Source organism: Azospirillum sp. UENF 112521, from assembly GCF_058780665.1.
Genome location: NZ_JBSNCI010000004.1, coordinates 74564 through 100324 on the forward strand (window position 1 = coordinate 74564; position 25761 = coordinate 100324).

The window sequence follows — 25761 nt, forward strand, 5'->3', positions numbered from 1 at the left end:
CTGGTCTCCGAGGAGAGGACGGCCGGAGCGGACGCTCAGTGCTGGCCGACCAAGATGCGGTCCAACCCATAGACACGGTCGAGCAGAAGCACGGCGACCGCGGTGATGCCGATGATCAGCGCCGAAACCGCCGCCATCATCGGGTCGATGGATTCGGTGGCGTACATGTACATCCGCACCGGCAGCGTCACCGTGGACGGCGAGGTGATGAAGATGGACATGGTCAGCTCGTCGAAGCTGTTGATGAAGGCGATCAGCCAGCCGCCGGTGACGCCGGGCAGGATCATCGGCAGAGTGACGCGGCGGAACACGGTGGCCTCGCTGGCGCCGAGCGAGAAGGCGGCCTGTTCCACGCTACGGTCGAAGCCGGAGATGGCGGCGATCAGCAGGCGCATCACATAGGGGGTGACGATCACCATATGCGCCGCCACCAGCCAGCCGAAGCTGCCCGCGGCGCCGACGACGGCGAACAGCCGCAGCATGGCGACGCCCAGCACCAGATGCGGGATGATCAGCGGCGACAGGAACAGCGCATTGAGGAAGCCGCGGCCAGGAAACTCCCAGCGCGTGATGGCGAGCGAGGCCGGCACCGCCAGCGCCACCGCCAGCGTCGCCGACAGCACGGCGAGCCACAGGCTGTTCCAGAAGGACTGGACGAAGTCCGGATGGTGGAACACCGCCTCGAACCAGCGCAGCGAAAAGCCCCTGGTCGGCAGCGACAGGGTGTTTTCCGGCGTGAAGGCGACGAGGCAGACGATCACCAGCGGCGCCAGCATGAAAATGACGACGAGAGTGTGAAAGAACAGGGCGGCGGGTCCGTTGCGGGTCATGGCGTCACCCCAGCCGGCGGCGGTAGTGGCCTTCCACCATGCGGTGGTAGGTCAGCATGATGATCAGGTTGGCGGCGAGCAGGATGACGGCGACCGCCGCCCCCATCGGCCAGTTGAGGTCGCTCAGATACTGGTCGTAGACCACGGTCGCGACCATCTTCAGCCGCCGCCCGCCGAGCAACCCTGGGATGGCGAAGGCGCTGGCGCTGAGGCCGAAGACGATCAGGCTTCCAGACAGGATGCCAGGCAGGACCTGCGGCGCCACCACGCGGACGATGGCCGTGGCGCGCGAGGCGCCGAAGGACAGCGCCGCCTGCTCCACCGCCGGGTCCAGTTTCTGCAAGGAGGTCCAGACCGGGATGACCATGAAGGGCAGCATGACGTGGACCAGGGCCACCACCACCGTGCCCTCGCTGTAGAGCAGCTTCATCCGGCCGATGCCGAGCGCGATCAGCGCCCCGTTGACCGGCCCCTCCGGCCCCAGCAGCATGCTCCAGCCGAAGGCGCGGACGACGACCGACACCAGCAGCGGCGCCAGGATCACCAGCAGGAAGATGGAGCGCCAGGGGTTGCTCATCCGGCTGAGGATGTAGGCTTCCGGCACGCCGATCACCACGCAGATGGCGGTCGCCAGCGCCGAGATCCGGAAGGTGCGCAGGAAGATTTCCAGGTAATACTCGTCGGTCACCACCGCCAGATAATGCTCCAGCGTAAAGCCGCCGGTGCGCCCGGTCGCATAGTCGAACTGGTTGAAGGACAGCAGCGCCGTCAGGAACAGCGGGGTCAGCACCAGTGCTGCGAACAGCAGCGCCGCCGGGCCCGACAGGAACAGCGGGGCGGTCGGGAACCGACGTTCCGGCGTCTCCTCACCCGGCGAGGCCGGGGCGGCATCGGGAAGGGTTGCGCTCATCCCGTCACCTCAAGGGCAACATCCGGCGCCTCCGCCATGGCGCCGCGATGGACGCGGACGACCGACGGCGACCAGTCCAGCCCGACCGGGGCACCCTGCTCCGCCGGGGTGGAGCCATCGTTCGGCGTCACCACCATCAGCGTGCCGAGCGGCCCGTCGATGTGATAGAGCCACTGGCTGCCCAGGAAGTAGCGGTCGGCGACGCGGCCGGTCAGCAGCCCGCCCGCCGGTGCTGCCAGATGCAGCTTTTCCGGACGGATGCACAGCGTCACCGTCTCGCCCACCGACAGGCCGGGGGTTTCCACCGGCACGGCGATGCCGGCCAGCGACACCGTGGCGCCGGCGCCGGTCGCGGTGACGACCTTGCCCGGCAGCAGGTTGGTCTTGCCGACGAAACGGGAGATGAACTCCGTCTCCGGGTGCTCGTAGATGCGGTAGGGCTGGTCGATCTGGGTGATGCGCCCGGCCTCCATCACCACGACGCGGTCGCTGATCGAGAAGGCTTCCGCCTGATCGTGGGTGACCATGACCGTGGTGGTGCCGACCTTGCGCTGAATCTCGCGCAGTTCGAATTGCATCGCCTCGCGCAGCTTGGCGTCCAGGTTCGACAGCGGCTCGTCCAGCAGCAGGACCGGCGGGCGGATGACGAGCGCGCGGGCCAGCGCCACGCGCTGCCGCTGGCCGCCCGACAGCTCGCGCGGGTAACGCTTGGCGTAGGGGGAGAGGTGGACCAGCGACAGCGCCTCTTCCACCCGCGGCTTGCGCTCGCCCTTGGGCACGCGCTGCATCTCCAGGCCGAAGCTGACATTGTCGAACACGGTCATGTGCGGGAACAGCGCGTAGCTCTGGAACACGATGCCCAGCCCGCGGCTGTTCGCCTTGGCCCGCGTGATGTCGCGCCCGTCCAGCCGGATGGTGCCGGCCGACGGTTCGACGAAACCGGCGATCATCTGAAGGGTCGTGGTCTTGCCGCAGCCCGAAGGCCCGAGCAGCGAGACGAATTCGCCCTTCTCCACCGACAGCGACACGTCGCCGACCGCGGTCAGCGGGCCGTAACGCTTGGTGATGTTTTTCAATTCGAGGAACGACACGGGGGGAATTCTCCCTCTTGCGACAATTGGCCTCGGTCTCCGGGCCTCACCTGTTGCCCGAATGGTTCCGCCGCACCCCCTGTCGCGTCAATCCGCTTTTTCCACCAACAGAAAAGATTTTGCAAAAGCTTCCGATATCCGGAATAGATGGGGCGGCCAACATCACCGATTTTCAGAACGGAGCCAAACATGACCGCCGACCTCCGCCGCAGGGCAAAAGGGAGTGCGGGTGTCGAGAGCGCCGGCGCCGAAACTGCCGGCAGCGACGAGGCGGGCAGTAAGTCCAGCCTGCAACGCGGGCTGGCGATCCTGCGCCTGCTGGCCTCCTCCAACGAGGCGGGGGCGCGGCTGACCGACATCTCCCGCGCGCTCGACCTCACCCCGCCGACCGTCCACCGCCTGCTGAAGATCCTGGTGGAAGAGGGGATGGCGGAGGCGGACAAGGCGACCAAGCGCTACCGGCTGGGCATCGACCTGTTCGGGCTGGCGGCGCAGGCCGGCAACCCGAACAACCTGCGCGACATCTGCCGGCCGATCCTGCTGCGCCTGTCGGCGACCCTGCGCGACACCATCTTCCTGCTGGTGCGCAGCGGCTTCGATGCGGTGTGCCTGGACCGCAGCGAGGGGCCCTTCCCCATCCGCTCCTTCACCGGCGACATCGGCGGCCGGGTGACGCTGGGCGTCGGTCAGGGCAGCCTCGCCATCATGGCGTTCCTGCATGCGGAGGAGCGGGAGGAGGTCATCCGCTTCAACCTGCCGCGCATGCAGGGCGTCGGCATCATCGACGAGGTCTATCTGCGCACGGAAATCGCGCGGGTGCGCGATCTCGGCTATGCCAGCCGGTCCACCGGCCTGCTCCCCGGCATGTCGGGCGTGGCGGTTCCGGTGCTGGACCGCGACGGCTACGCGGTGGCGGCGCTCAGCGTCGGCACGATCAGCGAGCGTCTGAACGAGGAACGGCTGCCGGTGGTGGTCGACATCCTGAAACGCGAATCCGCTGCGATCAGCCGCCAGTTGAACCCCTTCGACCCCGTCCTGCGCCGTCCCGCCGCGATCCTGGGCGGCGGCCCGGCATGAAGGGCGTGAAGAAGGCCGATTTGCCGACCAAGACCTGCCCGGTCTGCAACCGTCCTTTCACCTGGCGGAAAAAATGGGAGCGGGTGTGGGACGAGGTGAAATATTGCTCCGACCGCTGCCGCGGCGACGCCCGCAAGCGCGACGGGACACGGCAGGACGACGCGCCGCGATCCTGACCGGATCGTCAGGAAGATTTGCCCTTTATTCAATCACATGCCAGCATTCTGACCATCCGGAGGCATCTGCCGGCGAGATGGGCGGCGCTCCCAGCAGATGGCATTTCCGTTGCATTCGAAATTGCGGCCGCACGGGTCCATGGATTTACGGGCACATTCCCGAGTATTCATGAGCTTGGCGGCTCGGCCATACTGCCGCCGGTGACGGCGGCCAACGATACGCGACCAACGATACTCAGCGACGAAGGGGACTCATGATGTCGGTTCGGGGGATGGGGGATCGGGCGATGAACGTCTTTGGCAAGGCGGCCGGGGGTATGACGCGCCGTGCGGTGCTGTGCGGTGTGGCCGCGGTTGCCTTCGCAGCGGCGGCCGGCGGCTCCCTGCCGGCATTTGCGCAAAGCAAGGTGAAGGTCGCCGGCATCTATACCGTGCCGATCGAGCAGCAGTGGGTCAGCCGCATCCATGTCGCGCTGAAGGCCGCCGCCGACCGCGGCGACATCGAGTATGTCTGGGCCGAGTCGGTCGCCAACACCGATTATGAGCGCGTGATGCGCCAGTATGCCGAAGCCGGCCAGCAGCTGGTCTTCGGCGAGGTGTTCGGGGTGGAGCGCGCCGCCCGCGCCGTCGCCAAGGACTATCCGAAGACCGCCTTCGTCATGGGCTCCAGCTTCAAGCCGCAGGAGCCGAACTTCTCGGTCTTCGACAACTACATCCAGGAGCCGGCCTACCTGTCCGGCATGGTCGCCGGCGGCATGACCAAGTCGAACGTCATCGGCATGGTCGGCGGCTATCCGATCCCCGAGGTGAACCGCCTGATGAACGCCTTCATGGAAGGCGCCAAGGAGGTCAACCCGCAGGTCAAGTTCTCGGTCAGCTTCATCGGCTCCTGGTTCGACCCGCCCAAGGCCAAGGAAGCCGCCTTCGCCATGATCGACCGCGGCGCCGACGTGATGTACGCCGAGCGCTTCGGCGTGTCCGACGCGGCCAAGGAGCGCAAGGTGCTCGCCATCGGCAACGTCATCGACACCCAGCCGCAATATCCCGACACCGTCGTCGCCAGCGCGCTCTGGCACATGGAGCCGTCGGTCGAACGCGCCATCGCCGCAGTGAAGGCCGGCAGCTACAAGGCCGAGGATTACGGCCCCTACAGCATGATGGCGCACAAGGGCTCCAGCCTGGCGCCGCTCGGCACCTTCGAGTCGAAGGTTCCCGACGCCATCAAGGCGAAGGTGAAGGAGCGCGAGCAGCAGATCCGCGACGGCAAGTTCACCGTGAAAGTCAACGATGCCGAGCCGAAGTCGACGATGTGACGCCCGGCGCATCCCGATGTCATCCCCTATGAAAGGTGGGCCGGAGGTCGTCCTCCGGCTCGCCGGCATCTCCAAGCGGTTCGGCCCGCTGCTCGCCAACGACGACATCTCGCTGACGCTCCGCGCCGGCGAGGTGCTGGCGCTCTTGGGCGAGAACGGCGCCGGCAAGACCACCCTGATGAACATCCTCTTCGGCCATTACGTCGCCGACGAGGGCACCATCGAGGCGTTCGGCCGCCCGCTGCCGCCGGGCTCCCCCCGCGCGGCGCTGGAGGCCGGCATCGGCATGGTCCACCAGCATTTCACGCTGGCGGACAATCTGTCGGTGCTGGACAACATCGCCGTCGGCACCGAATCGCTGTGGCGCTGGCGCTCCGACCGGGGTGCTGCCCGCCGCCGGCTGCTCGACCTGTCGCAGCGCTTCGGGCTGGAGGTGCGGCCGGACGCGCCGGTCGGCGAGCTGTCGGTCGGCGAGCGCCAGCGGGCGGAGATCCTGAAGGCGCTCTACCGCGACGCCCGCATCCTGATCCTGGACGAGCCGACCGCGGTGCTGACGCCGCAGGAATCGGCCGGGCTGTTCGAGACCCTGCGCAAGCTGACCGCCGACGGGCTCGCCGTCGTCTTCATCAGCCACAAGATGAACGAGGTTTTCGCCGCCAGCGACACCGTCGCCGTTCTGCGCGCCGGCAAGCTGGTCGCCACCCACGCCACCGCCTCCACCGACCGTGCGAAGCTGGCCGAGCTGATGGTCGGCCGCAGCGTCAAGCCGCCGGCCCCCGCCCCGCTCAGCCCCGGCGAGCCGGTGCTGGAGTTGGCGGGCGTCACGGTGGCTTCCGGCCATGGTCGTCCGCTGCTGGATCGGGTCGATCTGACGGTGCACCGTCGTCAGGTGGTCGGCATCGCCGGAGTGTCCGGCAACGGCCAGACGGCGCTGGCCGAACTGGTCAGCGGCCTGACCCGCCCCGACTCCGGCCGGCTGTCCCTGAAGGGCAGCGTGGTGGAACATGGCGACCCCGCCGACATGGTCCGGCGCGGCGTTGCCCGCATCCCGGAGGACCGGCACAGCGCCGGTCTGGTCGGCGCCATGGCGGTGTGGGAGAATTTGATCGCCGAACGCTACCACAACTCCGCCTTCTCACGCTTCGGCCTGCTGCGGCGCGGGGCGGCGCGGGCCTACGCCCGCGAGGTGATCGAGGAGTTCGACGTCCGCTGCCCCGGTCCCGATGCACGGACGCAGCTGCTGTCGGGCGGCAACATGCAGAAGCTGATCCTGGGCCGCACGCTGGCCCATGGGCCGGACCTGATCCTGGCGAGCCAGCCGACGCGCGGCCTCGACATCGGTGCGGTGTCCTACGTCCACAGCCGGCTGCTCGACGCCCGCACCGCCGGAGCCGGGGTCCTGCTGATCTCCGAGGATCTGGACGAGATCCTGGCGCTGGCCGACTGCGTCACTGTCGCCTATCACGGGCGGCTCACCCCGCTGCTGCCGCATGACCGGGTGTCGGTCAGCCAGCTCGGCCTGCTGATGGCCGGGCATTGGGACGTTTTGCGCGACATCTTGCCGGAGACTGTTGATGCGGCTTGAACCGCGCACCGATACCCCGCTCGCCCTGCGGCTGCTGGCGCCGGTGGGCGCCGTCGTGGCGGCGCTGGCGCTCTGCGCCTTGCTGGTCGCCTGGACCGGCGCGCCGGTACTGCGTGCCTACGGCCTGCTGTTCGAGGGCGCCGTCGGCTCCCGCTTCGCCCTGACCGAGACGCTGACCCGCGCCACCCCGCTGATCCTGACCGGGCTGGCCGCCGCCGTCGCCTTCCGCGCCAAGCTGTGGAACATCGGGGCGGAGGGCCAGCTCTACATGGGCGCGCTGGCCGCCGTGGTGGTCGGCGGCGGCATGCTCGACCTGCCGGCCTGGGCACTGATCCCGGTGGTGATGATCGCCGGCATGGCGGCGGGCGGCGTCACCCTGCTCGGTCCGGCGGTGCTGAAGGTCCGCTTCGGCGTCGATGAGGTGGTGACCACCCTGCTGCTGAACTTCGTCGTGCTACTGCTGGTGTCGCTGCTGCTGGAAGGGGCCTTGAAGGACCCGATGGGGATGGGCTGGCCGCAGTCGGCCCCTGTCACCGAAGCGGCGGAACTGCCCAAGCTGGTGGCGCGCACCCGCCTGCATGCCGGGCTCGCCATCGCGCTCGGCCTGTCGGTGCTGCTGTGGCTGATCGACACCCGCACCATCTGGGGCTACGAGAACCGCGCGGTCGGCGCCAACCCGCGCGCGGCCGCCTTCGCCGGCATGCCGGTGACGCGGGTCATGCTGCGCACCGCCCTGCTGTCGGGCGGGTTGGCCGGGCTGGCCGGCGCGGCGGAGGTCTGCGGGCTGAAAGGCTACTTGACGCTCGACCTGTCGCCGGGCTTCGGCTACAGCGGCATCGTCGTCGCCATGCTGGCCCAGTTGCACCCCATCGGGGTGGTCGGGGCCGCGCTGTTCATCGCCGGCATCTTCGTCGGCGCCGACGCCATGAGCCGGGCCATGCCGGTTCCCAACTACATCGCCGACGTCCTGGTCGCAACCAGCCTGCTCTGCATGCTGGTCGCCGGGCTGCTGGCGCGCTACCGGCTGCGGCGGGGGTAAGGGGTTATGGATTTCCTGTCGACCATCCTCGACATCCTGCTGTCGGCCGCCTTCTGGACCGCGGTGCTGCGCATCGCCACCCCCTATGTGCTGGGCACGCTGGGCGAGCTGGTGTGCGAGCGGGCCGGCGTGCTCAATCTCGGCATCGAAGGCATCATGACGCTGGGCGCCATGGCCGGCTGGATGGCGGTCTATCAGGGCGCAGACCTGTGGACCGGCGTGCTGGCCGCAGCTGCCTGCGGCGCGCTGCTCGGCCTGCTGCATGCGGCGCTGACCGTGCCGCTCGGCCTGTCGCAGCATGTGACCGGCATCGGCGTCACCCTGCTCGGCACCAGCCTGTCCTACTTCGTCTACCGCCTCGTCCTGCCGCAGGCCAGCACCCCGCCGACCGTCGAGCCGTTCCAGCCGCTGGCCCTGCCGGGCGCGCTCGCCCAGACGCCGCTGACCTACCTCGCCTTCCTGCTGGTCGCGGTGGTCGCCTATGTCCTCTACCGCACGCCGGTCGGGCTGGCGGTGCGGATGGTCGGCGAGAATCCGGCAGCCGCCGAGGCGCAGGGGCTGAACGTCACCGCCATCCGCATCGGCGCGGTGGTGGCGGGCAGCGCGCTGATGGCGCTGGCCGGCGCCTTCCTGACCCTGTCGGCCTTCAACGCCTTCTTCTTCAACATGGTCAACGGGCGCGGCTGGATCTGCATCGCGCTGGTGGTCTTCGCCTCCTGGCGGCCGGGCAAGGCTCTGCTCGGCGCCCTGCTGTTCGCGGTGTTCGACGCGCTGCAATTGCGGCTGCAGCAGGCGAGCGGCGGCGTCCTGCCCTACCAGCTGTTCCTGATGATGCCCTATTTGCTGAGCATCCTGGCGCTGGTGCTGGTGGCCCGCCGGGCCTCCTACCCGCGCGCCCTGATGATCCCGTACCGCAAAGGAGAACGCTGATGTTCGACCTGATCCTGCGCCGCGCCACCCTGCCGGATGGCCGCAGCGGCATCGACATCGGCATCAAGGACGGTCGCATCGCCGCAGTCGAAGCGAACTTGGCGGGCGAGGCAGCTGGTGAGATCGACGCCACCGGCCGGCTGGTCAGCCCGCCCTTCGTCGATGCCCACTTCCATATGGACAGCACGCTCAGCTACGGCCTGCCGCGGGTGAACCAAAGCGGCACCCTGCTGGAAGGCATCGCGCTGTGGGGCGAGCTGAAGCCGCAGCTGACCCAGGACGCCATCGTCGAGCGAGCGCTCGCCTACTGCGACTGGGCGGTCGGGCGCGGGCTGCTGGCGATCCGCAGCCATGTCGACATCTGCGATCCGCGCCTGCTGGCGACCGAAGCCCTGCTCGACGTCAAGAAGCGCGTCGCGCCCTACCTCGACCTTCAGCTGGTCGCCTTCCCGCAGGACGGTGTTCTCCGAGCGCCGGGTGCGAAGGAGCTGCTGGTCCGGGCGCTCGACATGGGCGTCGACGTGGTCGGCGGCATCCCGCATTTCGAGCGCACCATGGCCGACGGCGCCGCCTCGGTCCGGCTGCTCTGCGAGATCGCGGCGGAGCGCGGGCTGCTGGTCGACATGCATTGCGACGAGAGCGACGACCCGCTGTCCCGCCATGTCGAGACGCTGGCCTACGAGACGCAGCGGCTGGGGCTGCACGGCCGGGTGACGGGGTCGCACCTGACCTCGATGCATTCGATGGACAACTACTATGTTTCCAAGCTGATCCCGCTGATGGCGGAGGCGCGGCTGGGGGTGATCGCCAACCCGCTGATCAACATCGTTCTCCAGGGCCGCCACGACACCTACCCCAAGCGCCGGGGCATGACCCGCGTGCCGGAGCTGATGGCGGCAGGGCTGACCGTCGCCTTCGGGCATGACTGCGTGATGGACCCCTGGTATCCGCTGGGCTCCGGCGACATGCTGGAGGTGGCGCAGATGGGGCTGCATGTCGGGCAGATGACCGGCCAGGACGGCATCAAGGCCGCCTTCGACGCGGTGACGGTCAACCCGGCCAGGCTGCTGCATCTGGACGGCTACGGGCTGGAGCCGGGCTGCAACGCCGATCTGGTGGTGCTCCAGGCCGGCAACCCGGTGGAGGCGATCCGCACCCGCGCCGCCCGCCTGTTCGTGCTGCGCCGCGGCCGGATCGTCAGCCGCTGCGAACCGGTGCAGGCCAGGCTCGACCTGCCGGGGCGGCCGGAGATGGTCGATTTCCTGCTGAACCGGGGATAAGACCAGCACAAAAAAGCCCGCCGGAACAGCTGTTCCGGCGGGCTTTTCTTTGTTCGGAAAACCTTTACGCCTTCAGGAAGTCCCGCAGCGCGTCGGCAACCGCGTGCATCTCCTGCTCGGTGCCGATGGTGACGCGCAGGCAGCTCGGCAGGCCGTAGGACGGCATCTGGCGGACCAGGATGCCGCGGGCCTTCAGGAACTGGCGGGCGGCCTCGGCGTCGTCCTTGCCGGCGGGCTGGCCCTTGAAATCGACCAGCACGAAGTTGGTCACGCTGGGGTGCACCGTCAGCCCCAGCTCCCGCACGGTGGCGGAGAACCACTCGCGCCACTGCTCGTTGTGGCGGCGGGAGCGGTCGAGGAACTCGGCATCCTCAACCGCGGCGACGCCGGCGACATGGGCGGCGTTCGACACGTTGAAGGGGCCGCGCACCCGGTTCAGCACGTCAACGATCCCGGCCGGCCCATAGCACCAGCCGATGCGCAGCGAGCCCAGCGCGAAGATCTTCGAGAAGGTGCGGGTCATCACCACGTTGGGGAACCGCTCCACCAGCTCCTCGCCGGCGGTGTAGTCGTCCTTGTTCATGTACTCGGCATAGGCCGCGTCGATGACCAGGATGACGTCCGGCGGCAGGCCGGCATGCAGCCGCGCCACCTCCGACGCCGGCAGATAGGTGCCGGTCGGGTTGTTCGGGTTGGCGAGGAAGACCAGACGGGTGCGCGGGGTGACGCGGGCCAGCAAATTGTCGACGCTGGCGGTCAGCCCGTCCTCGGGTGCGGTCACCGGGGTGGCGCCGACCGACTTGGCGCCGATCGGGTACATCAGGAAGCCGTATTGCGAATACAGCACCTCGTCGCCCGGCCCGGCATAGGAGCGGATCAGCAGGCTGATGATCTCGTCCGACCCGGCGCCGCAGACGATGCGGTCGGCATCCAGGTTGAAGCGCTTGGCGATGGCGCCGCGCAGCGCCGCCGAGCCGCCGTCCGGATAGCGGTGCAGAGTCCCGGCCGCCGCCGCATAGGCCTCCATCGCCTTCGGGCTCGGCCCCAGCGCCCCTTCGTTGGAGGCGAGGCGGATATGACCCTGATGCTCGCCGCCGACATAGGCAGCGATGTCGAGAATCCCCGGACGCGGCTGCGGGCCGTTCGGCTGGGTCATGGTCTGCTTACCTTCCGACGCTGGTGGATGGGCGGTTCAAGGATGGGGTGGAACAGGATGGAACAGTTCCGGCGGCCCTGTTCCAACGTTCCACGGAGGGCCGGCAGGATAAGGCAGGAGCAGCCCCGGCGGCTCGCCTCATTCGCGCACATCAGCCCAGAGCGAGCGGCACGGCATAGCCGCCGACGACGTTGACCCGCACCGGGATGTCGCCCGAGCGTTCCAGCAGCTTGGCGAGGCGGGGGTCGCCCTGGCCGACGAAGTCGGCGATCTCGACCAGATGGACCGACGGGCCGCCGCCGCTCATCCCGGTGGCGTGGCCGGCCGGATGCCAGGTGCAGAAGCCGACCGGCGGCAGGCCGCAGGCCTCCAGCGAATCCTTCAGGCGGCCGCGGCTGAGGTCGCCGCCGATCTCGATGCTCAGCAGGGTGCGGTCGTCGCCGGTCGGCTCGTGCGGGACGGCGGCGATGGCGAGCGCGTCGCGGTTCTCGCCGCGGGCATTGCCGCGCCCGCCGAAGGGCAGACGCGCCACCACCTGCGGCCGGCCGGCGTCGGCCGACACCAGGAAGCGCCACCAGGGATCCGAATCGTCCTCGGCCGGATAGGGCACCACGGCGACCGTCGCCGTCCCCTCCGACACGGCGCGGAGCGCTGCGGCGGGAGTGTTGACGGCGGTCATCGGCACGAAGCCGCCGAAATGGTCGCGGGCGACGTCCCAGAAGCCGCGGCGGTCCTCCGGCGCATAGACGGCGACGGCGAAGGGGCCCTGCATGCGGGTGAAGGCGGTGATCATCTCCCGCCAGATGCGGACGACGACCTGGGCGGGGAAGGTGCCGGCATGGCGGGCCATCAGGCGGCGCAGGATCGTCGCCTCCCGCGCCGGGCGGAGGAAGATGGGCTGGGCGCCGGTTTCGGCCGCGCCATTGCCCTTGGCCGCCCCGATGCGTTCCACCACGGCGGCGCGTCGCATCAGCAGGTCATGGATCGCGTCGTCGATCTGGTCGATTTCGCGGCGCAAATCGTCGAGCGGGGTCCGGGCGGAAGCCATGGGTCAAAAAACCATCGAATGCAGAGCCGGTTAGTAGTAGTCCGCATGCGCCCTGAAATCAAAGAAAACATTGACACTCCGAAGGCCGGCTTCGTAGCTATACGCTCCCGTTCCGCCACAGCTCCCTGACGGTTCCCATCAAGGCGCCACAAGGCTTCCGACAAGGCACGAAACGAGATGTCCGCGGCCCTCGACAGCTCCGCCCCCAATGCCCCCGCCCCCGCTTCCAACGAACAGGTCATGCCGGGCAAGCGCGTGCGTCTGGCGGTGGACCGGCCGATGCGGCTGGACAGCGGGGTGGAGATCGGCGGCTTCCAGATCGCCTACCAGACCTACGGCACGCTGAACGCCGACAAGTCCAACGCGATCTTCATCTGCCACGCCCTGACCGGCGACCATTTCGTGGTGGAGAGGCATCCGGTCACCGGCAAGCCCGGCTGGTGGGAGATGCTGGTCGGCCCCGGCAAGCCGGTGGACACCGACCGCTATTTCGTCATCTGCTCCAACGTGCTGGGCGGCTGCCTGGGCAGCACCGGGCCGAAGGATCTCGATCCCGCCACCGGCCAGCCCTATGGCCTGTCCTTCCCCGTCGTGACCATCGGCGACATGGTGCGGGCGCAGAAGCTGCTGGTCGAGCATCTCGGCATCGAAAAGCTGTTCTGCGTCATCGGCGGCTCGATGGGCGGCATGCAGGTGCTGCAATGGGCGGTCGCCTACCCCGAATCGGTGTTCGCCGCGGTGCCCATCGCCACCGCCGCCCGCCATTCGGCGCAGAACATCGCCTTCCACGAGGTCGGACGCCAGGCGATCATGGCCGACCCGGAATGGCGCGGCGGCAATTACCTGCTGGAAGGCACCAAGCCGGAGGCCGGCCTGGCCGTCGCCCGCATGGCGGCGCACATCACCTACCTGTCGGAAACGGCCCTGCACCGCAAGTTCGGCCGCAATCTGCAGGACCGCAAGGCGATCACCTACGGCTTCGACGCCGATTTCCAGGTGGAAAGCTACCTGCGCTACCAGGGGGCGGCCTTCGTCGAACGCTTCGACGCCAACTCCTACCTCTACATCACCCGCGCGATGGATTACTTCGACCTCGCCGCCGATGCCGGGGGCACGCTGGCCAACGCCTTCCGGCCGGGGGGCAAGACCACGCCGGTGCGCTTCTGCCTTGCCAGCTTCTCCAGCGACTGGCTGTTCCCGACCTCGGAATCGCGGGCCATCGTGCATGCGCTGAACGCCGTCGCCGGGAATGTCAGCTTCGTCGAGATCGAGACCGACAAGGGCCACGACGCCTTCCTGCTGGACGAGCCGGAGTTCCATCAGGTCATCCACGGCTTCCTGGAGGGCTGCGCCGAGCATCGCGGCCTGTCCGTCCGCCGCCGCGCGCGCTGAGTGAGACAAGACAACCGACCATGGTGGACATTCGCGACGATTTGAAGCTGATCGCCGAGATGGTGGAGCCGAACAGCCGCGTGCTGGACGTCGGCTGCGGCGACGGCGCCCTGCTGGATTACCTGGCCCACACCAAGAATGTCGACGGGCGCGGCATCGAACTCAGCATGGACGGAGTGCGCCAGTGCGTGGCGCACGGCCTGTCGGTGATCCAGGGCGATGCCGAGACCGACCTGAAGGACTATCCGGCGGAAGCCTTCGACTATGTCATTCTGGGCCAGACGCTTCAGGCGATGAAGCAGCCGCGCGACGTGCTGGAGATGCTGTGCCGCATCGGCCGGCGCGCCATCGTCTCGGTGCCGAATTTCGGCTATTGGCGCGTCCGCATGCAGCTGATGCTGACCGGCCGCATGCCGGTGACGGAAAAGCTGGGCTACCAGTGGTGGGAAACGCCCAACATCCATTTCTGCACGCTGCGCGACTTCGTCGTGCTGACGGAGGAGATGAGCATCACCATCGAGCAGACGCGGATCATCGACCGCGCCGGCCGGGTGACCAGCCACGCCCATTCCGGCTTCGCCAACCTGCTGGGCGAACAGGGCGTCTTCCTGCTGCGGCGCAACGGCTGAGGGGGCCGGGCCAGGGGGCGGGAACCTTCCGCCTTCAGGTTTGTTCATGATGCGTTCCCTTTCGAGAGGCACGCATCATGACGACCAAGCACACCGCCGATACCCATGACCATGCCGGCCACGAGAATCCGAAGACCGGCGAAGACACGTCCAATCGCGACAAGAACCCCGACGACTGGACCACCGGCGACGAGCCGATGACCGGCGCCCAGGCCTCCTATCTGAAGACGCTGAGCGAGGAGGCCGGCGAATCCTTCGATGACGGCCTGACCAAGGCCGAGGCGTCGAAGCGCATCGACGCGTTGCAGGACAAGACCGGCCGCGGGAAGTGAGTGGGGAGGCAGCGGAAGATCCCCTCTCCCCCGGGGAAAGGGTTAGGGTGAGGGGGGCGCGCGGCGGCCCTCCAGCAAGAATCCAACATGTGCATCCACCTCACCCCGCCCCCCTCCCCGGGGGGAGAGGGAGACGAGCGCGGATTCATGTCGGCAACCCAACCCCACCTTCCGCTGTTAACCAGGGCGATACCTGAATCCGAACGGAAGGGTCGCCCTCATGCTCCGCCCCCTCATGCTTGTTCCGGCCGCGGCGCTGCTGCTGACCGGCACCGCCTTTGCCCAGACCGCGCCGGGCGTCGCCGCCTCGCCGCCGCTGATGACCGCGCCGCGGCCGGACGACCAACCGGCGACCGGGCAGATCGCCTCCCCGCCGGGGGTCAGCGGCGAAGCGCCGTCGCGTGAGGTGCAGAACCCCGCAGCGCCGGTGACGGGGCCGGTGACGGGATCGGTGACGGGCGCGCAGGGTTCCTCGCCGCCGGTGGCGGCATTGCCCTCCGCAGCGCTCAATCCCGAGCAGGCGCGGGCGATGGTGGGGACGGAGCTGCGCACCCGCGACGGGCAGATGGCCGGCCGCATCCTCGACTTCACCATGGACAGCAGCGGCGACCGGGTCGACCGCATCGTGATGGCGCCGAACGAGGTGCTGGGGCTGGGCGAGAAGCTGGTGGCGCTACCGGCCGGCGCGCTCGCCAACGGTCCCGACGGGCCGATGCTGGACATCGGGCAGGCCGACCTCGACAAGGCGCCGACCTTCGCCTATGGCGACGAGCCGACGCTGACCCGGCCGGAAAGCCAGCAGCCCAAGCCGTAACCGGTCAGGCGGCCGGGCGGCGGCGGAAGATGCCGGTCAGGCAGGCGAAGAGGCACAGCCCGGCGCCAAGCCACAGCACGACGACGCTGCCGTCCGCCTTGCCGATGGCGGTGAAGACCAGTCCGACCGTGGCGGCGCCCAGCGTCTGGCCCAGCAGCCGGCCGGTGGCCTGGATGCCGCTGGCGCCGCCGCTGCGCTCCTTCGGCGCGCTGCTGACCAGCACCTTGTTGTTCGGGGTCTGGAACAAGCCGAAGCCGAAGCCGGCCAGCGCCATCCGCCAGACCACATCCAGCGTCGACGGGTCGGACGGCAGCAGCGCCATCAGGGCGAGGCCGGCAGCGAAGGCCAGCAGGCCCGCCGCCGCCAGCCGCGTCGGCTCGTAGCGGTCGGCCAGCCGGCCGGAGATCGGGGCGACCAGCGCCACCACCAGCGGCCAGGGCGTCATCAGCAGGCCGGATTCCGTCAGCGACCGGTTCAGCACATCCTCGAAGAAGAAGGGCATCGCGACGAAGACGATGTTCTGCGCGGCGAAGGAACAGACCGAGGTGACGACCGTCAGGGCGAAGACCGGGCGGCGCAGCGAGATCCACCGGCAGCAGGGGGGCTGCCTGCGCCAGTTCGCGCCGCACCAGCGTCGCGCCGAGCGCCAGGGCCGCCAGCAGTTCCGCCGCGACAAGCCAATAAGGCTGGCTGCCATCCACCCCCTTGAAGCCGACGATCAGCAGGCCGAGCATGCCGGCGTTCAGCGCGGCGCTCAGCCAGTCGAAGCGGTGACCGGCCGGGTTGGACGCCGGCATCGCCCGCGCCGCCACCGCCAGCGCCGCCAGCCCCAGCGGCACATTGACGGCGAACAGCCAGGGCCAGGAGGCCACCGACAGGATCAGCGCCGCGAGGCTGGGGCCCGCCGCGGAGGACACCGCGACGATCATCGCGTTGTAGCCGACGCCGCGGCCGAGATGGGTGGAGGGGTAGATGTGGCGGACCAGCGCCAGATTGACGCTCATGATCCCGGCGCCGCCGATGCCCTGCACGACGCGGGCGGCGGTCAGCACCGGCAGGTTCGGCGACAGCGCGCAGGCCAGAGAGGCCACGGTGAAGAGCGCGAGCCCGAACCAGTAGACCTTGCGGTAGCCGATGATGTCGCCCAGCGACGCGAACGGGAACAGCGAGACGGTGACCGCCAGCTGATAGGCGTTGACCACCCAGATGGCGCTGGCGGCATCGACCGCGAACTCGCGCTGGATGGTCGGCAGGGCGATGTTGGCGACCACGCCGTCCAGCACCGCCATGATCAGCGCGACGGTCATCGCCGTCATCGCCCAATAGCGCTGCGGGATCGGCAGTCCGTCGGACGCCGTCACGGGCGGCTTGCGGGGTGCGGATTGGGCGGGGGCGAGAGGCTGGACGGGAAGATCTGGCATGGTGGGGATCAGCATAGAGTCCGATCCACTCTGCGCGGTCGCAGCAATTTCGCATGAAAGCATTGCGGAGGCCGGGCGCAGGGCTGGGTCTCTGTCCGGCCGGAACCCGTCCCACGCCCCTCTGTTGGAAGAGAACGCGAGCCAACAATAGGAGCGCCACCATGACCAAGCACATCCCGCCCGTCCCGCCCGAAGGCCGCAGCGACAAGGGTCCCGGCGAGCCGGCGACCAGCGCCTCGCCCGACGACGGCACCGGCAACCGCGCCGCGCCCAACACCAAGGAGCAGGGCCAGCAGGGCAACAGCCGGCAGAACACAACCCATCAAGGCTACCAGCAGGATCGGTGAGGCATGAGCAAGCGCATTGACGCGACCGACCGTCACTACACGCATGATCCGAAGACGAAGCGGTAGGCAACGCCCTTTCACCATGGGGATTTCCCCCTCTCCCTCCGGGGAGAGGGTCGGGGTGAGGGGGAGGCATGGGGTGGATATACTGGGGACCGGGACTGCGCGACCTTTGAAAATCCTTGCCGCGCATCCCCCTCACCCTAACCCTCTCCCCAGGGGGGAGAGGGGACAACGCGCGTGGGGAGTTTCTTTCACGACGCCAGATCCTTCAGGATCGGGCAGTCCGGCCGCTCGTCGCCGTGGCAGGCGTCGGCCAGCTCGTGCAGCGTGTCGCGCATCGCCTGCAATTCGGCGATCTTCGCCTCCAGCTCGTCGATGTGCTGGAGTGCGATCCGCTTGACCTCGGAACTGCAGCGCGAGCGGTCCTGCCACAGCCCGACCAGCTTCTGGATGCGCTCGATCCCGAAGCCCAGCGTCCGCGCCCGCTTGACGAAGCGCAGCACATTCACGTCACGGTCGCTGTAGACGCGATAGCCCGACGCCGTCCGCCCGGCCTCCGGGATCAGGCCGATGGATTCGTAATAGCGGATCAGCTTGGCGTTGACGCCCGATGCCTTGGCGGCGTCGCCGATGGTCATGCCGTCTTTCATCACGCATCCTCGCTTTTTGGCGGCGTCCAGCCGCGCAGGGTCAAGGCGTTCACCACCACGCTGACCGAACTGAGCGCCATCGCCGCACCCGCCAGCACCGGGCTGAGGTTGCCGGACGCCGCCAGCGGGATGCCGATCACATTGTAGGCGAAGGCCCAGAACAGCCCCTGGCGGATCTTCGCATAGGTCCGGCGCGACACGTCGATGGCGCCGGCGACCAGGCGCGGGTCGCCGCGCATCAGGGTGACGCCTGCGCTGTGCATCGCCACGTCGGTGCCGGTCGCCATGGCGATGCCGACATCGGCGGCGGCCAGCGCCGGCGCATCGTTGATGCCGTCCCCGACCATGCCGACAGTTTTGCCCTCCCCTTTCAGGGTCGCGACCACGGCAGCCTTGTCGCCGGGCAGCACCTCGGCGAACACCCGCTTGATGCCCAACGCCGCCGCGACGGAGCGGGCGGCCCCCTGGCCGTCGCCGGTCACCATCACCGGCTCCACCCCCTGTGCCTTCAGCGAGGCGATGGCCGTGACGGCACTGTCCTTCACCGTGTCGCCGAAGGCGACGAGGCCGAGCAGGCGCGGCGCCTCGCCGACCTCGAACAGCCAGGACAGGGTGCGGCCGGATGCGGCCAGCGCGTCGGCCGGTCCGGCCAGGGCGCCCGGCTGCAAGCCGGCCTCCGCCACCGCGCGGGCATTGCCGAGGTGCAGGCGCCGTCCCGCCACCGTGCCGCTGACGCCGCGGCCGGCCAGCGCGCGGAAATCGGTTGCGGCCCCCGGCGCCATGCCGGCGGCGGCAGCGCGATCGCGCAGAGCGTGGGCGAGCGGGTGCTCGCTGCCGGCCTGGAGGGCGGCGGCAAGGCGCAGCAGGGTTTCGCCACCGGTGCCGTCTGCCGGGATCAGGTCGGTGACGCGCGGCTTGCCTTCGGTCAGCGTGCCGGTCTTGTCGAAGGCGACGGCGGTCAGGGCATGGGCGCGCTCCAGCGCCTCGGCGTCCTTGATGAGGATGCCGTGGCGGGCGGCAACGCCGGTGCCGACCATGATCGCGGTCGGCGTCGCCAGACCCAGCGCGCAGGGGCAGGCGATGACCAGCACCGAGACGGCGGTGACGATGGCGGTTTCCAGATCGCCGCCGACGATCCACCAGCCGGCCAGCGTCAGCGCCGCCACCGCCAGCACCGCCGGGACGAACACGGCGCTGACCCGGTCGACCAGCCGCTGGATCGGCGCCTTTGATGCCTGGGCGCCCTCCACCATGCGGACGATCTGCGCCAGCATGGTCTCGGTGCCGACCGCCGTGGTCTCCACCACCAGCAGGCCGTCGCCGTTGATCGAGCCGCCGGTGACGCGCGCACCCGGCTCCTTGTCGACCGGCAGGCTCTCGCCGGTCAGCATCGATTCGTCGACACCGCCGCTGCCCTCGACCACCCGCCCGTCGACCGGCACCCGCTCGCCGGGGCGGACCGCCACATGGTCGCCGACACGGACGCGCTCCACCGGCACCTCGGTCTCGACGCCGTCGCGGCGCAGCCGGGCGGTCGCCGGGCGCAAATCCATCAGGGCTCGGATCGCCGCCGCCGTCTGGCCCTTGGCCCGCGCCTCCAGCCATTTGCCGAACAGCACGAAAGTGATGAGGACGGAAGAGGCTTCAAAATAGAGATGCGGCTCGTGCCCCGGATGCGCGGTCAGCATCAAATAGAGGCTGAGCCCCCAGGCCGCCGAGGTGCCGAGCGCCACCAGCAGGTCCATGTTGCCGGCTCCCGCCCGCAGCGCATTCCAGCCGGCGCGGTAGAAACGCGCGCCGAGCCAGAATTGCACGACGCTGGCCAGCACCAGCTGGACCGGACCGGGCAGCATCCAGTCCGCCCCGAACAGGTCGCCGGCCATGCCGGCCAGCAGCGGCAGCGACAGCGCCGCCGCGATCAGCACATGGTGCAGCTCGCGCCGGCTGCGGTCGGCCCGCAGCTCCTCTTCCGCCTGCTCGCCGCCTTGCGCGACCGGGGCGGCGCCATAGCCGGCCTTCTCCACCGCCGCGACCAGATCGGCGGTATCGAGGCTTCCGGCGAAGGCGACGACATGGGCGCGCTCGGTCGCCAGATTGACCGATGCCGAGTCGACGCCGGGCAAGCGGGTCAGCGCCTTTTCCACCCGGCCGGAACAGGAGGCGCAGGTCATCCCGGTGACCGACAGGTCGAACTCCCGCCGTTCGGCATGGAAACCGGCAGCCTCGACGGCGTCCGCCGCGGCCCTGGCGTCGGGCGTTCCGGCAAAGCTCAGCCGCGCCCGCTCCGTCGCCAGATTGACCGACACCGCGGTGACGCCCGGCACCCGGCCCAGCGCCTTCTCCACCCGGCGGACGCAGGAGGCGCAGGTCATGCCAGACACGCCGAGGTCGAGATCGGCGGTCGTCGCAGGGCTGCTGTCGTGCTGGGTCGTGGTCATGCCGGTTCTCCTTCGATTCCGCTCGGCATGACGGGATATGGGGCTTCCAGCAATTGGAAGGTCAAGGGGCGGATCGACGCAGATTGGCCGGTCCCTGAACAAAAGTCCGACCGGGGCGTTCGTCTCCTGACCGCTTTGCAACTTGCCCGAAGGGACCAGCCCCTTGACCCGCCTGACCATCGCCGAGGCGCAGAGCCGCGTTTCCCACATGCTGACCCATGACGTGGTCGAGGATCTGCGGGCCGTCGAGTATGAGACGCCGCCGCTGGCCGATGCCCCGTCCGCCACGCCGTTGAGCGAGTTGCGGCGGGCCGAGGTGACCTTCAGCCATGCCCCCGGCTCGCCCGACTGCCTCTATCGCATCGGCGCCTTTGGCGATTCGCTGCTGATGCGGCTTCAACTGAATGTCCGGCGCTTCGTCGCGCTCTATCAGGTGCCGGTGAAGGACCCCATCGACAGCAACACCATCGCCCCGCATTTCGAACGCTGGGCCATCGGCGCCGGCCATGCCGGCTGGACCATCGGCTGGCGCGACGGCGTCGATCCCTGGAAACAGGACATCAGGGTGGTGGAGACCTATTGCTACGCCATGCTGCCGGAAGACTTCCTGGACGAGCCGCTGACCCAGCTCTACTGGCGCACCGACCTGTTGCAGATGACCCGCGCCTTCATGCTGGAGGCGCGGCGGATGGGCATCCGGTTGTCGGTGCCCGACACGGTGTAGCGGAGGTTTCGCTTGGCGTGGCGGGCGCGGCTGTGCTCAATCGCTGGGCACACGACTTTGCCAGAGCCCGCCCATGCCGCCGCTTCCCATTCCGATGCCGACCGACCTCTCCGCCCTGCTGACGGTGATGGATTTCATCGGCGTGTTCGTCTTCGGCCTCAGCGGCGGCACGCTGGCGGTGCGCAAGCGGCTGGACCTGTTCGGGGTGATGGTGTTGTCGCTGGCGGCGGCGCTGGCCGGCGGCGTGGTGCGCGACCTGCTGATCGGCGCGCTGCCGCCGGCCAGCCTGCGCGACGACAGCTATCTGATGGTGGCGCTGGCCGCCGGGCTGACCGCCTTCCTGTTCCATGGCCCGATCAACCGGCTGGGCAAGCCGGTGATGGTGCTGGACGCCGCCGGCCTCGGGCTGTTCACCGTCGCCGGCTGCGGCAAGGCGCTGGCCTATGGGCTGAGCCCGCTGCCGGCCGCCCTTCTGGGAGTGATGACGGCCTGCGGCGGCGGGGCGATGCGCGACCTGCTGGTCGCTGAGGTGCCACGGGTGCTGCGCGAGGAGATCTATGCCATGGCCTCGCTGCTGGGGGCCGCGGTGGTGATCGCCGGCAACCGCCTGGACCTGCCGCCGGTGCCGGTCGCGGTGGTCGGTGCGCTCGCCGTGTTCACGCTGCGCGTTGTCAGCGTGCTGCGCAACTGGAGCGCACCGCGGGCGCCGGGGAGTTGAAAGACGCAGCAGGTTTCTTGTTGAAATCCTGCTGCGCATCCCCCTCACCCTAGGTCGGATCGACAATCACCTCAGCCAAATTGAGATGCTTGCGAGGCTGAGAAAGCCATTGAAGTGTATTTTCCTGCGGTCGTAGCGAGTGGCGAATCGCCTGAAGTGCTTGAGGCGGTTGAAACATCGCTCGATGCGGTTTCGATGTCTGTAGGCTTCGGCATCATGAGGAATGATGAGCTTGCGAGAGCGGTTGGAGGGGATGACGGCTTTGGCATTCATGGCGGCAATCGTCTCCCGCAAGGCATTGCTGTCATAGGCTTTGTCGGCGAGGACAGCGGCGCCGGACTGCCCTTCCAACAAGGCTTCGGCCTGAGTGATGTCGCCGACCTGTCCGGCGGTGACAATCAAGCGCAGAGGTCGGCCGAGCGCATCGGCCAGCATGTGGATCTTGGTGGTCAATCCTCCTCGGGAACGCCCCAGCGCCTGATCCTTGGCCCCCCTTTTCCGCTCGCCGCCTGCTGATGCGCACGCACGATCGTGCTATCGATCATCAGGTACTGGTTATCCCGGTCGGCAGTCAGCGCCTCGAACACCCGCTCCCAGACCCCGGCGTGGCACCAGCGGCTGAAACGGCGGTGGACCGTCTTCCACTTGCCATATCGTTCAGGCAGATCGCACCAGTGGGCGCCGGAACGGAGAACCCACAGGCAGCCATTGACGAACAGACGATTATCGCCACCCGAGCGGCCGGGATCGCCAACCTTGCCGGGCAGCAATCCTGAAATCCGTGCCCATTGGGAATCCGTCAGTTCGTAGCGTTTGATCCCCATCGACAGCTCCGCCTCAAAATAGCGGAAACCCATGAATCACAACTCAGTCCCGATGGGAACCATGAATGTCGATTGGGCCTAGCCCTCTCCCCGCTTTCGGCGGACCACAGGTCCGCCTGTCGCGTCAGCGCAAACGAAGTTTGCGCGTGAGCAGGGGGAGAGGGGATGGTCACATGAGGTCAAATCAAGCCCGCTTGCCCCAGCCCGGCATCGGGAACACCGGCTCTGCTTCGGCCGAGGCCTTCGGCAGCACCACGGTCGGGCGCAGCTTGTGGTTCTGGATGCAGGCGGAGATCAGGTTGGTGTTCTGGCCCTTGTCGTCGAAGGTGATCGCCGGGCCGACCATCAGCTTGTCAGACAGGTTGGTCTGGCGCAGGGCCGCCAGCATCGCCGACGCTTCCGCCGTGCCGGCGCGCTTGAAGGCGTCGGCGGCGATCAGGATCGCCTCGAAGGTGAAGGCGACGTTGAAGGCGTAGCCCTCGAAGCGGTCGTTCGGGAACTGCTTCTTGAAGGCCGCCTCGACCCGCTTGGTCATCGCCGCCTTGGGATCGTACCAGGGCAGGTTGGTGATGGCGAAGTCGGCGTATTTGCCCAGCACCTTGTAGAACTGCTCGTCATAGAGGCCGGGCGAGCCGGGGGAGACGATGCCCTTGGGCTCCCAGCGCTGCTTCACCATCTCGCGCACCATCATGATGGCGTCGTTGGCGCGGGTGGTGACGATGGCAAGCTCGGCCCCGGTGCCCTTGGCCTTCGCCACCTCGACCGCCAGATCCTGCGCCTTGGGATCGTAGGAGATCGACTCCACGATCTGGAACGGCATGTCCAGCTTGGGGAACAGCGCGTCGATGGCAGCCTTGTTCGCCATGCCGAAGGTGTCGTTGGCGTGCAGGAACACCGCCGTCTTCGGCGTGGTGCCGGTGGCGGCGAACAGATCCTTCATCAGCGACATCCCGTTCGTCACCAGCATGGTGGAGGTCGGGAAGTTGCGGAAGACGGTCTTGTAGCCCTGCTCGGTCAGCTTGTCGGCGGCGGCGATGTTCATCACCAGCGGCACGCCGCGCTGTTCGCAGACCTGGGCGGCGGCCGCGGTCTGGCCGCTGTCGAAGGCGCCGACGATGACATGGGCGCCGTCGTTGATCAGCTTTTCCGTGCGCGACCGGGCGACGTCGGCGTTCGATTCGGTATCGGCCGACATCACCTCGACCTTGTAGCCGAGTTCGGACAGCACCGCCGGCGCGATGTCGGCGCCGCGCTGGCAGGCCTGGCCCGCCTGGGCCAGCAGGCCGGAACGCGGCAGCAGCACGCCGACCTTGAGCGTGGTGTCCTGCGCGAAGACCGGCGCACGGCCGAAGCCGGCCAGCACGCCGCCGGCAATGGCGGCCTGCCCCAGCGTGCGGCGGGAAAGGGCGAATCCTCCGGTGGAGCGGTTCTTATGGTCGTTGGTCATGATGCTGCGGGGGCCTTTTTTGGCTGGACGCACTGCGGATCGGGTCCGCTCTGATCGACCGAAGAGTTCACCGCGTCCCCCCTCCATGTCAAAGTGGAATCGCCGAAGCCCTTCGTTTCGCAATGGCCCTACGTTTCGCAATGGATTGAAACCACATGCCCGTTACAGCGGCCGGACCGTCACCCTCGCCGAAGTGCTCGCCATCGCCTCGAATGGCGTGAATGCGGTGCAACAGAAGAAGCCCCGTCGCCCCCTTGAAGAGCCGGCGGCCCGGACACAGCTGAGTGGGTGCACTGTGACAAAAACGAGAACTGCCGCGTGTTGAGCTTGGCACGGAAACTGTGGGCTGATGCCACGTCGGGCGTTTCCTCGGCCGGGCGGACCGGACCGGCGACGGTGCCGCGCGGCATGCGCGTCTATGCGGTCGGCGACATCCATGGCCGGCTCGACCTCTTGGACCAGATGCTGGGCCAGATCGCCCGCGATGCCGACCAGGCGCCGAACCTGCTGAAATACCTCGTCTTCCTCGGCGATTACGTCGACCGCGGCCCGGATTCGCGGCTGGTGATCGAACGGCTGGCCTGCGGGCTGCCGCCGGCCTTCGGCGCCGTGTTCCTGCGCGGCAACCATGAGGACACGATGCTGGGCTTCCTGTCGGACCTGCGCGTCGCCCCCGGCTGGCTGACCTACGGCGGCGACGCGACCCTGGAGAGCTACGGCATCCCGGCCCCCGACCCCGATGCGCCGGTTGAACATCTGCAACAAGCGCAGCTGATGCTGAACAGCCTGCTGCCCGCCCATCACCGTGCCTTCCTGACGGGCCTGCGCAACCATCTGACCATCGGCGACTACCACTTCGTCCATGCCGGCGTCCGTCCCGGCGTCCCGCTCGACCGGCAGGAGGACCAGGACCGGCTGTGGATCCGCGAGGCCTTCCTGGCGTCGCGTGCCGACCATGGCAAAATGGTCGTCCATGGCCACACCATCGCGCCGGAACCGGAACTGCTGCCCAACCGCATCGGCATCGACACCGGCGCCTACGCCACCAACCGCCTGACCGCCCTGGTGCTGGAAGGGACGGAGCGGCGTTTCCTGTGCACGGTGTGAGGGTCTGGCGCGGCCCTGAAACGATGGCCCCAAGATGATGGCCCGAAATGACGAAGGGCTCCCGGATTTCTCCGGAAGCCCTTGTCCTTATGGTCGGAGAGAGAGGATTCGAACCTCCGGCCCCTGCCTCCCGAAAGCAGTGCTCTACCAGGCTGAGCTACTCTCCGGTCCTGTCACCGCCGGTCTGTCACTGTGGAGTGCGCCGTCCGTCGGTGGAGCGGGTGTATAAACGGTTCCGGCCGGCGACGCAATGCAAAGTCACAGCCTGCGCGCTGCATTTTTGCCATGCTGTTTTGTAGGGGCATTTTTTCCGGCTGTTCCGCCCCACCGGACCGCAGCCCTGAAACAATGGCCCTGAAACGACGAAGGGCTCCCGGATTTCTCCGGAAGCCCTTGTCCTTATGGTCGGAGAGAGAGGATTCGAACCTCCGGCCCCTGCCTCCCGAAAGCAGTGCTCTACCAGGCTGAGCTACTCTCCGG

26 protein-coding genes, 2 tRNA genes and 1 pseudogene are annotated in these 25761 nt (G+C 68.4%); 16 read left to right on the forward strand and 13 right to left on the reverse strand.

All coding sequences use genetic code 11. From position 1 onward, the window contains the following. Nucleotides 1-35 precede the first annotated feature (35 nt). Genes ACWPN8_RS21020 through ACWPN8_RS21030 form a run of 3 tightly spaced genes read right to left on the reverse strand, consistent with a single transcriptional unit; the run spans nt 36 to nt 2831 of the window. Nucleotides 36-830, reverse strand: coding sequence for an ABC transporter permease (locus tag ACWPN8_RS21020; protein ID WP_109449772.1), 795 nt, complete (start codon nt 828-830; stop codon nt 36-38). Between the two features lie 4 nt (nt 831-834). After that, a complete protein-coding gene (locus ACWPN8_RS21025; RefSeq protein ID WP_109449769.1) occupies nt 835-1740 on the reverse strand; it encodes an ABC transporter permease in 906 nt (301 codons plus the stop codon). Continuing rightward, nucleotides 1737-2831 (reverse strand): ABC transporter ATP-binding protein, encoded by a 1095-nt coding sequence (locus ACWPN8_RS21030; protein ID WP_492242156.1) that lies wholly within the window; start codon nt 2829-2831, stop codon nt 1737-1739. Before ACWPN8_RS21030 ends, ACWPN8_RS21025 begins: the two co-directional genes overlap by 4 nt. A gap of 189 nt (nt 2832-3020) precedes the next feature. On the opposite strand from ACWPN8_RS21030, the gene ACWPN8_RS21035 reads away from it, so the two are divergent. The 7 genes from ACWPN8_RS21035 to ACWPN8_RS21065 all read left to right on the forward strand — a co-directional run bounded on the left by ACWPN8_RS21035 (nt 3021) and on the right by ACWPN8_RS21065 (nt 10231). After that, the gene (locus tag ACWPN8_RS21035) at nt 3021-3908 is read left to right on the forward strand and encodes an IclR family transcriptional regulator (RefSeq protein ID WP_199237673.1); all 888 of its coding nucleotides are present in this window, start codon (nt 3021-3023) and stop codon (nt 3906-3908) included. Continuing rightward, the gene (locus ACWPN8_RS21040; protein WP_492242157.1) at nt 3905-4084 is read left to right on the forward strand and encodes a DUF2256 domain-containing protein; all 180 of its coding nucleotides are present in this window, start codon (nt 3905-3907) and stop codon (nt 4082-4084) included. Before ACWPN8_RS21035 ends, ACWPN8_RS21040 begins: the two co-directional genes overlap by 4 nt. 287 nt (nt 4085-4371) lie before the next feature. Then, nucleotides 4372-5397, forward strand: coding sequence for a BMP family protein (locus tag ACWPN8_RS21045; protein ID WP_492242158.1), 1026 nt, complete (start codon nt 4372-4374; stop codon nt 5395-5397). A 28-nt stretch (nt 5398-5425) separates the two neighbouring features. Next, on the forward strand, nt 5426-6982 hold the full coding sequence (locus ACWPN8_RS21050; RefSeq protein ID WP_492242159.1) for an ABC transporter ATP-binding protein: 1557 nt from the start codon (nt 5426-5428) through the stop codon (nt 6980-6982). Next, the gene (locus ACWPN8_RS21055; protein WP_492242160.1) at nt 6972-8021 is read left to right on the forward strand and encodes an ABC transporter permease; all 1050 of its coding nucleotides are present in this window, start codon (nt 6972-6974) and stop codon (nt 8019-8021) included. The genes ACWPN8_RS21050 and ACWPN8_RS21055 overlap by 11 nt, the downstream gene beginning before the upstream one ends. Before the next feature lie 6 nt (nt 8022-8027). After that, entirely contained in the window at nt 8028-8951 is a 924-nt protein-coding gene (locus ACWPN8_RS21060) for an ABC transporter permease (protein ID WP_109449759.1), read from the forward strand. Further along, on the forward strand, nt 8951-10231 hold the full coding sequence (locus ACWPN8_RS21065) for an amidohydrolase family protein (RefSeq protein WP_492242161.1): 1281 nt from the start codon (nt 8951-8953) through the stop codon (nt 10229-10231). Before ACWPN8_RS21060 ends, ACWPN8_RS21065 begins: the two co-directional genes overlap by 1 nt. 64 nt (nt 10232-10295) lie before the next feature. On the opposite strand, the gene hisC is transcribed toward ACWPN8_RS21065, so the two are convergent. Together hisC and pheA are read right to left on the reverse strand one after the other, a co-directional pair. After that, nucleotides 10296-11387 carry a histidinol-phosphate transaminase gene (gene hisC, locus ACWPN8_RS21070; RefSeq protein WP_492242162.1) on the reverse strand — a complete coding sequence of 364 codons (1092 nt, stop codon included), beginning with the start codon at nt 11385-11387 and terminating at the stop codon, nt 10296-10298. A gap of 151 nt (nt 11388-11538) precedes the next feature. After that, nucleotides 11539-12435 carry a chorismate mutase gene (gene pheA / locus ACWPN8_RS21075; protein ID WP_492242163.1) on the reverse strand — a complete coding sequence of 299 codons (897 nt, stop codon included), beginning with the start codon at nt 12433-12435 and terminating at the stop codon, nt 11539-11541. 177 nt (nt 12436-12612) lie between these two features. On the opposite strand from pheA, the gene metX reads away from it, so the two are divergent. From metX to ACWPN8_RS21095, 4 genes are all read left to right on the forward strand, one after another. Next, nucleotides 12613-13827: a homoserine O-acetyltransferase MetX gene (gene metX, locus ACWPN8_RS21080; RefSeq protein WP_492242164.1), complete on the forward strand. Its 1215-nt coding sequence runs from the start codon at nt 12613-12615 to the stop codon at nt 13825-13827. A 20-nt stretch (nt 13828-13847) separates the two neighbouring features. Further along, the gene (metW, locus tag ACWPN8_RS21085; RefSeq protein WP_109449751.1) at nt 13848-14456 is read left to right on the forward strand and encodes a methionine biosynthesis protein MetW; all 609 of its coding nucleotides are present in this window, start codon (nt 13848-13850) and stop codon (nt 14454-14456) included. A gap of 77 nt (nt 14457-14533) precedes the next feature. After that, nucleotides 14534-14788, forward strand: coding sequence for a DUF3072 domain-containing protein (locus ACWPN8_RS21090; RefSeq protein ID WP_109449749.1), 255 nt, complete (start codon nt 14534-14536; stop codon nt 14786-14788). A 220-nt stretch (nt 14789-15008) separates the two neighbouring features. Beyond that, a complete protein-coding gene (locus ACWPN8_RS21095; protein ID WP_492242165.1) occupies nt 15009-15602 on the forward strand; it encodes a PRC-barrel domain-containing protein in 594 nt (197 codons plus the stop codon). A gap of 4 nt (nt 15603-15606) precedes the next feature. Here ACWPN8_RS21095 and ACWPN8_RS21100 read toward each other — a convergent pair whose 3' ends face one another. After that, nucleotides 15607-16299: an MFS transporter gene (locus ACWPN8_RS21100; RefSeq protein WP_492242166.1), complete on the reverse strand. Its 693-nt coding sequence runs from the start codon at nt 16297-16299 to the stop codon at nt 15607-15609. Then, nucleotides 16298-16855, reverse strand: a pseudogene (locus ACWPN8_RS21105) (MFS transporter); the annotation flags it as partial. The pseudogene ACWPN8_RS21105 and the gene ACWPN8_RS21100, both read right to left, overlap by 2 nt. Between ACWPN8_RS21105 and ACWPN8_RS21110 the strand changes: the two are divergent. Together ACWPN8_RS21110 and ACWPN8_RS21115 are read left to right on the forward strand one after the other, a co-directional pair. Then, nucleotides 16797-16928: a hypothetical protein gene (locus tag ACWPN8_RS21110; protein WP_492242167.1), complete on the forward strand. Its 132-nt coding sequence runs from the start codon at nt 16797-16799 to the stop codon at nt 16926-16928. The pseudogene ACWPN8_RS21105 and the gene ACWPN8_RS21110 sit on opposite strands and share 59 nt — an antisense overlap. A gap of 256 nt (nt 16929-17184) precedes the next feature. Continuing rightward, the gene (locus tag ACWPN8_RS21115; protein WP_492242168.1) at nt 17185-17370 is read left to right on the forward strand and encodes a hypothetical protein; all 186 of its coding nucleotides are present in this window, start codon (nt 17185-17187) and stop codon (nt 17368-17370) included. Between the two features lie 254 nt (nt 17371-17624). Here ACWPN8_RS21115 and cueR read toward each other — a convergent pair whose 3' ends face one another. Continuing rightward, on the reverse strand, nt 17625-18023 hold the full coding sequence (cueR, locus tag ACWPN8_RS21120) for a Cu(I)-responsive transcriptional regulator (protein ID WP_492242169.1): 399 nt from the start codon (nt 18021-18023) through the stop codon (nt 17625-17627). Then, a complete protein-coding gene (locus ACWPN8_RS21125) occupies nt 18023-20461 on the reverse strand; it encodes a heavy metal translocating P-type ATPase (RefSeq protein WP_492242170.1) in 2439 nt (812 codons plus the stop codon). Before ACWPN8_RS21125 ends, cueR begins: the two co-directional genes overlap by 1 nt. Nucleotides 20462-20624: 163 nt before the next feature. Between ACWPN8_RS21125 and ACWPN8_RS21130 the strand changes: the two genes are divergently transcribed. Both ACWPN8_RS21130 and ACWPN8_RS21135 read left to right on the forward strand, forming a co-directional pair. Then, on the forward strand, nt 20625-21185 hold the full coding sequence (locus tag ACWPN8_RS21130) for a hypothetical protein (protein WP_492242171.1): 561 nt from the start codon (nt 20625-20627) through the stop codon (nt 21183-21185). Between the two features lie 73 nt (nt 21186-21258). After that, on the forward strand, nt 21259-21903 hold the full coding sequence (locus ACWPN8_RS21135) for a trimeric intracellular cation channel family protein (RefSeq protein ID WP_492242172.1): 645 nt from the start codon (nt 21259-21261) through the stop codon (nt 21901-21903). A gap of 66 nt (nt 21904-21969) precedes the next feature. Here ACWPN8_RS21135 and ACWPN8_RS21140 read toward each other — a convergent pair. Together ACWPN8_RS21140 and ACWPN8_RS21145 are read right to left on the reverse strand one after the other, a co-directional pair. Beyond that, nucleotides 21970-22727, reverse strand: a protein-coding gene (locus ACWPN8_RS21140; RefSeq protein ID WP_492241372.1) for an IS5 family transposase whose coding sequence is annotated in 2 segments (ribosomal slippage) — nt 21970-22403 and nt 22403-22727 — 759 coding nt in all. Because the reading frame shifts where the segments join, the coding sequence is not laid out codon by codon here. Between the two features lie 184 nt (nt 22728-22911). After that, nucleotides 22912-24174 carry an ABC transporter substrate-binding protein gene (locus ACWPN8_RS21145; protein WP_492242173.1) on the reverse strand — a complete coding sequence of 421 codons (1263 nt, stop codon included), beginning with the start codon at nt 24172-24174 and terminating at the stop codon, nt 22912-22914. Between the two features lie 318 nt (nt 24175-24492). On the opposite strand from ACWPN8_RS21145, the gene ACWPN8_RS21150 reads away from it, so the two are divergent. After that, on the forward strand, nt 24493-25281 hold the full coding sequence (locus ACWPN8_RS21150; protein WP_492242174.1) for a metallophosphoesterase family protein: 789 nt from the start codon (nt 24493-24495) through the stop codon (nt 25279-25281). 90 nt (nt 25282-25371) lie between these two features. Here ACWPN8_RS21150 and ACWPN8_RS21155 read toward each other — a convergent pair. Both ACWPN8_RS21155 and ACWPN8_RS21160 read right to left on the reverse strand, forming a co-directional pair. Next, nucleotides 25372-25448, reverse strand: a tRNA-Pro gene (locus tag ACWPN8_RS21155). A gap of 235 nt (nt 25449-25683) precedes the next feature. After that, nucleotides 25684-25760 (reverse strand) — tRNA-Pro (locus tag ACWPN8_RS21160). Nucleotide 25761 lies beyond the last annotated feature (1 nt).

Excerpts from the sequence above, each read along its gene's own strand:
- ACWPN8_RS21020 (WP_109449772.1), bottom strand. The coding sequence starts at position 830 with ATGACCCGCAACGGACCCGCCGCCCTGTTCTTTCACACTCTCGTCGTC.
- ACWPN8_RS21025 (WP_109449769.1), bottom strand. The coding sequence starts at position 1,740 with ATGAGCGCAACCCTTCCCGATGCCGCCCCGGCCTCGCCGGGTGAGGAG.
- ACWPN8_RS21035 (WP_199237673.1), top strand. The coding sequence starts at position 3,021 with ATGACCGCCGACCTCCGCCGCAGGGCAAAAGGGAGTGCGGGTGTCGAG.
- ACWPN8_RS21040 (WP_492242157.1), top strand. The coding sequence starts at position 3,905 with ATGAAGGGCGTGAAGAAGGCCGATTTGCCGACCAAGACCTGCCCGGTC.
- ACWPN8_RS21045 (WP_492242158.1), top strand. The coding sequence starts at position 4,372 with ATGAACGTCTTTGGCAAGGCGGCCGGGGGTATGACGCGCCGTGCGGTG.
- ACWPN8_RS21050 (WP_492242159.1), top strand. The coding sequence starts at position 5,426 with ATGAAAGGTGGGCCGGAGGTCGTCCTCCGGCTCGCCGGCATCTCCAAG.
- ACWPN8_RS21055 (WP_492242160.1), top strand. The coding sequence starts at position 6,972 with ATGCGGCTTGAACCGCGCACCGATACCCCGCTCGCCCTGCGGCTGCTG.
- ACWPN8_RS21060 (WP_109449759.1), top strand. The coding sequence starts at position 8,028 with ATGGATTTCCTGTCGACCATCCTCGACATCCTGCTGTCGGCCGCCTTC.
- ACWPN8_RS21065 (WP_492242161.1), top strand. The coding sequence starts at position 8,951 with ATGTTCGACCTGATCCTGCGCCGCGCCACCCTGCCGGATGGCCGCAGC.
- hisC (WP_492242162.1), bottom strand. The coding sequence starts at position 11,387 with ATGACCCAGCCGAACGGCCCGCAGCCGCGTCCGGGGATTCTCGACATC.
- pheA (WP_492242163.1), bottom strand. The coding sequence starts at position 12,435 with ATGGCTTCCGCCCGGACCCCGCTCGACGATTTGCGCCGCGAAATCGAC.
- metX (WP_492242164.1), top strand. The coding sequence starts at position 12,613 with ATGTCCGCGGCCCTCGACAGCTCCGCCCCCAATGCCCCCGCCCCCGCT.
- metW (WP_109449751.1), top strand. The coding sequence starts at position 13,848 with ATGGTGGACATTCGCGACGATTTGAAGCTGATCGCCGAGATGGTGGAG.
- ACWPN8_RS21090 (WP_109449749.1), top strand. The coding sequence starts at position 14,534 with ATGACGACCAAGCACACCGCCGATACCCATGACCATGCCGGCCACGAG.
- ACWPN8_RS21095 (WP_492242165.1), top strand. The coding sequence starts at position 15,009 with ATGCTCCGCCCCCTCATGCTTGTTCCGGCCGCGGCGCTGCTGCTGACC.
- ACWPN8_RS21100 (WP_492242166.1), bottom strand. The coding sequence starts at position 16,299 with ATGGCAGCCAGCCTTATTGGCTTGTCGCGGCGGAACTGCTGGCGGCCC.
- ACWPN8_RS21115 (WP_492242168.1), top strand. The coding sequence starts at position 17,185 with ATGACCAAGCACATCCCGCCCGTCCCGCCCGAAGGCCGCAGCGACAAG.
- cueR (WP_492242169.1), bottom strand. The coding sequence starts at position 18,023 with ATGAAAGACGGCATGACCATCGGCGACGCCGCCAAGGCATCGGGCGTC.
- ACWPN8_RS21125 (WP_492242170.1), bottom strand. The coding sequence starts at position 20,461 with ATGACCACGACCCAGCACGACAGCAGCCCTGCGACGACCGCCGATCTC.
- ACWPN8_RS21135 (WP_492242172.1), top strand. The coding sequence starts at position 21,259 with ATGCCGCCGCTTCCCATTCCGATGCCGACCGACCTCTCCGCCCTGCTG.
- ACWPN8_RS21145 (WP_492242173.1), bottom strand. The coding sequence starts at position 24,174 with ATGACCAACGACCATAAGAACCGCTCCACCGGAGGATTCGCCCTTTCC.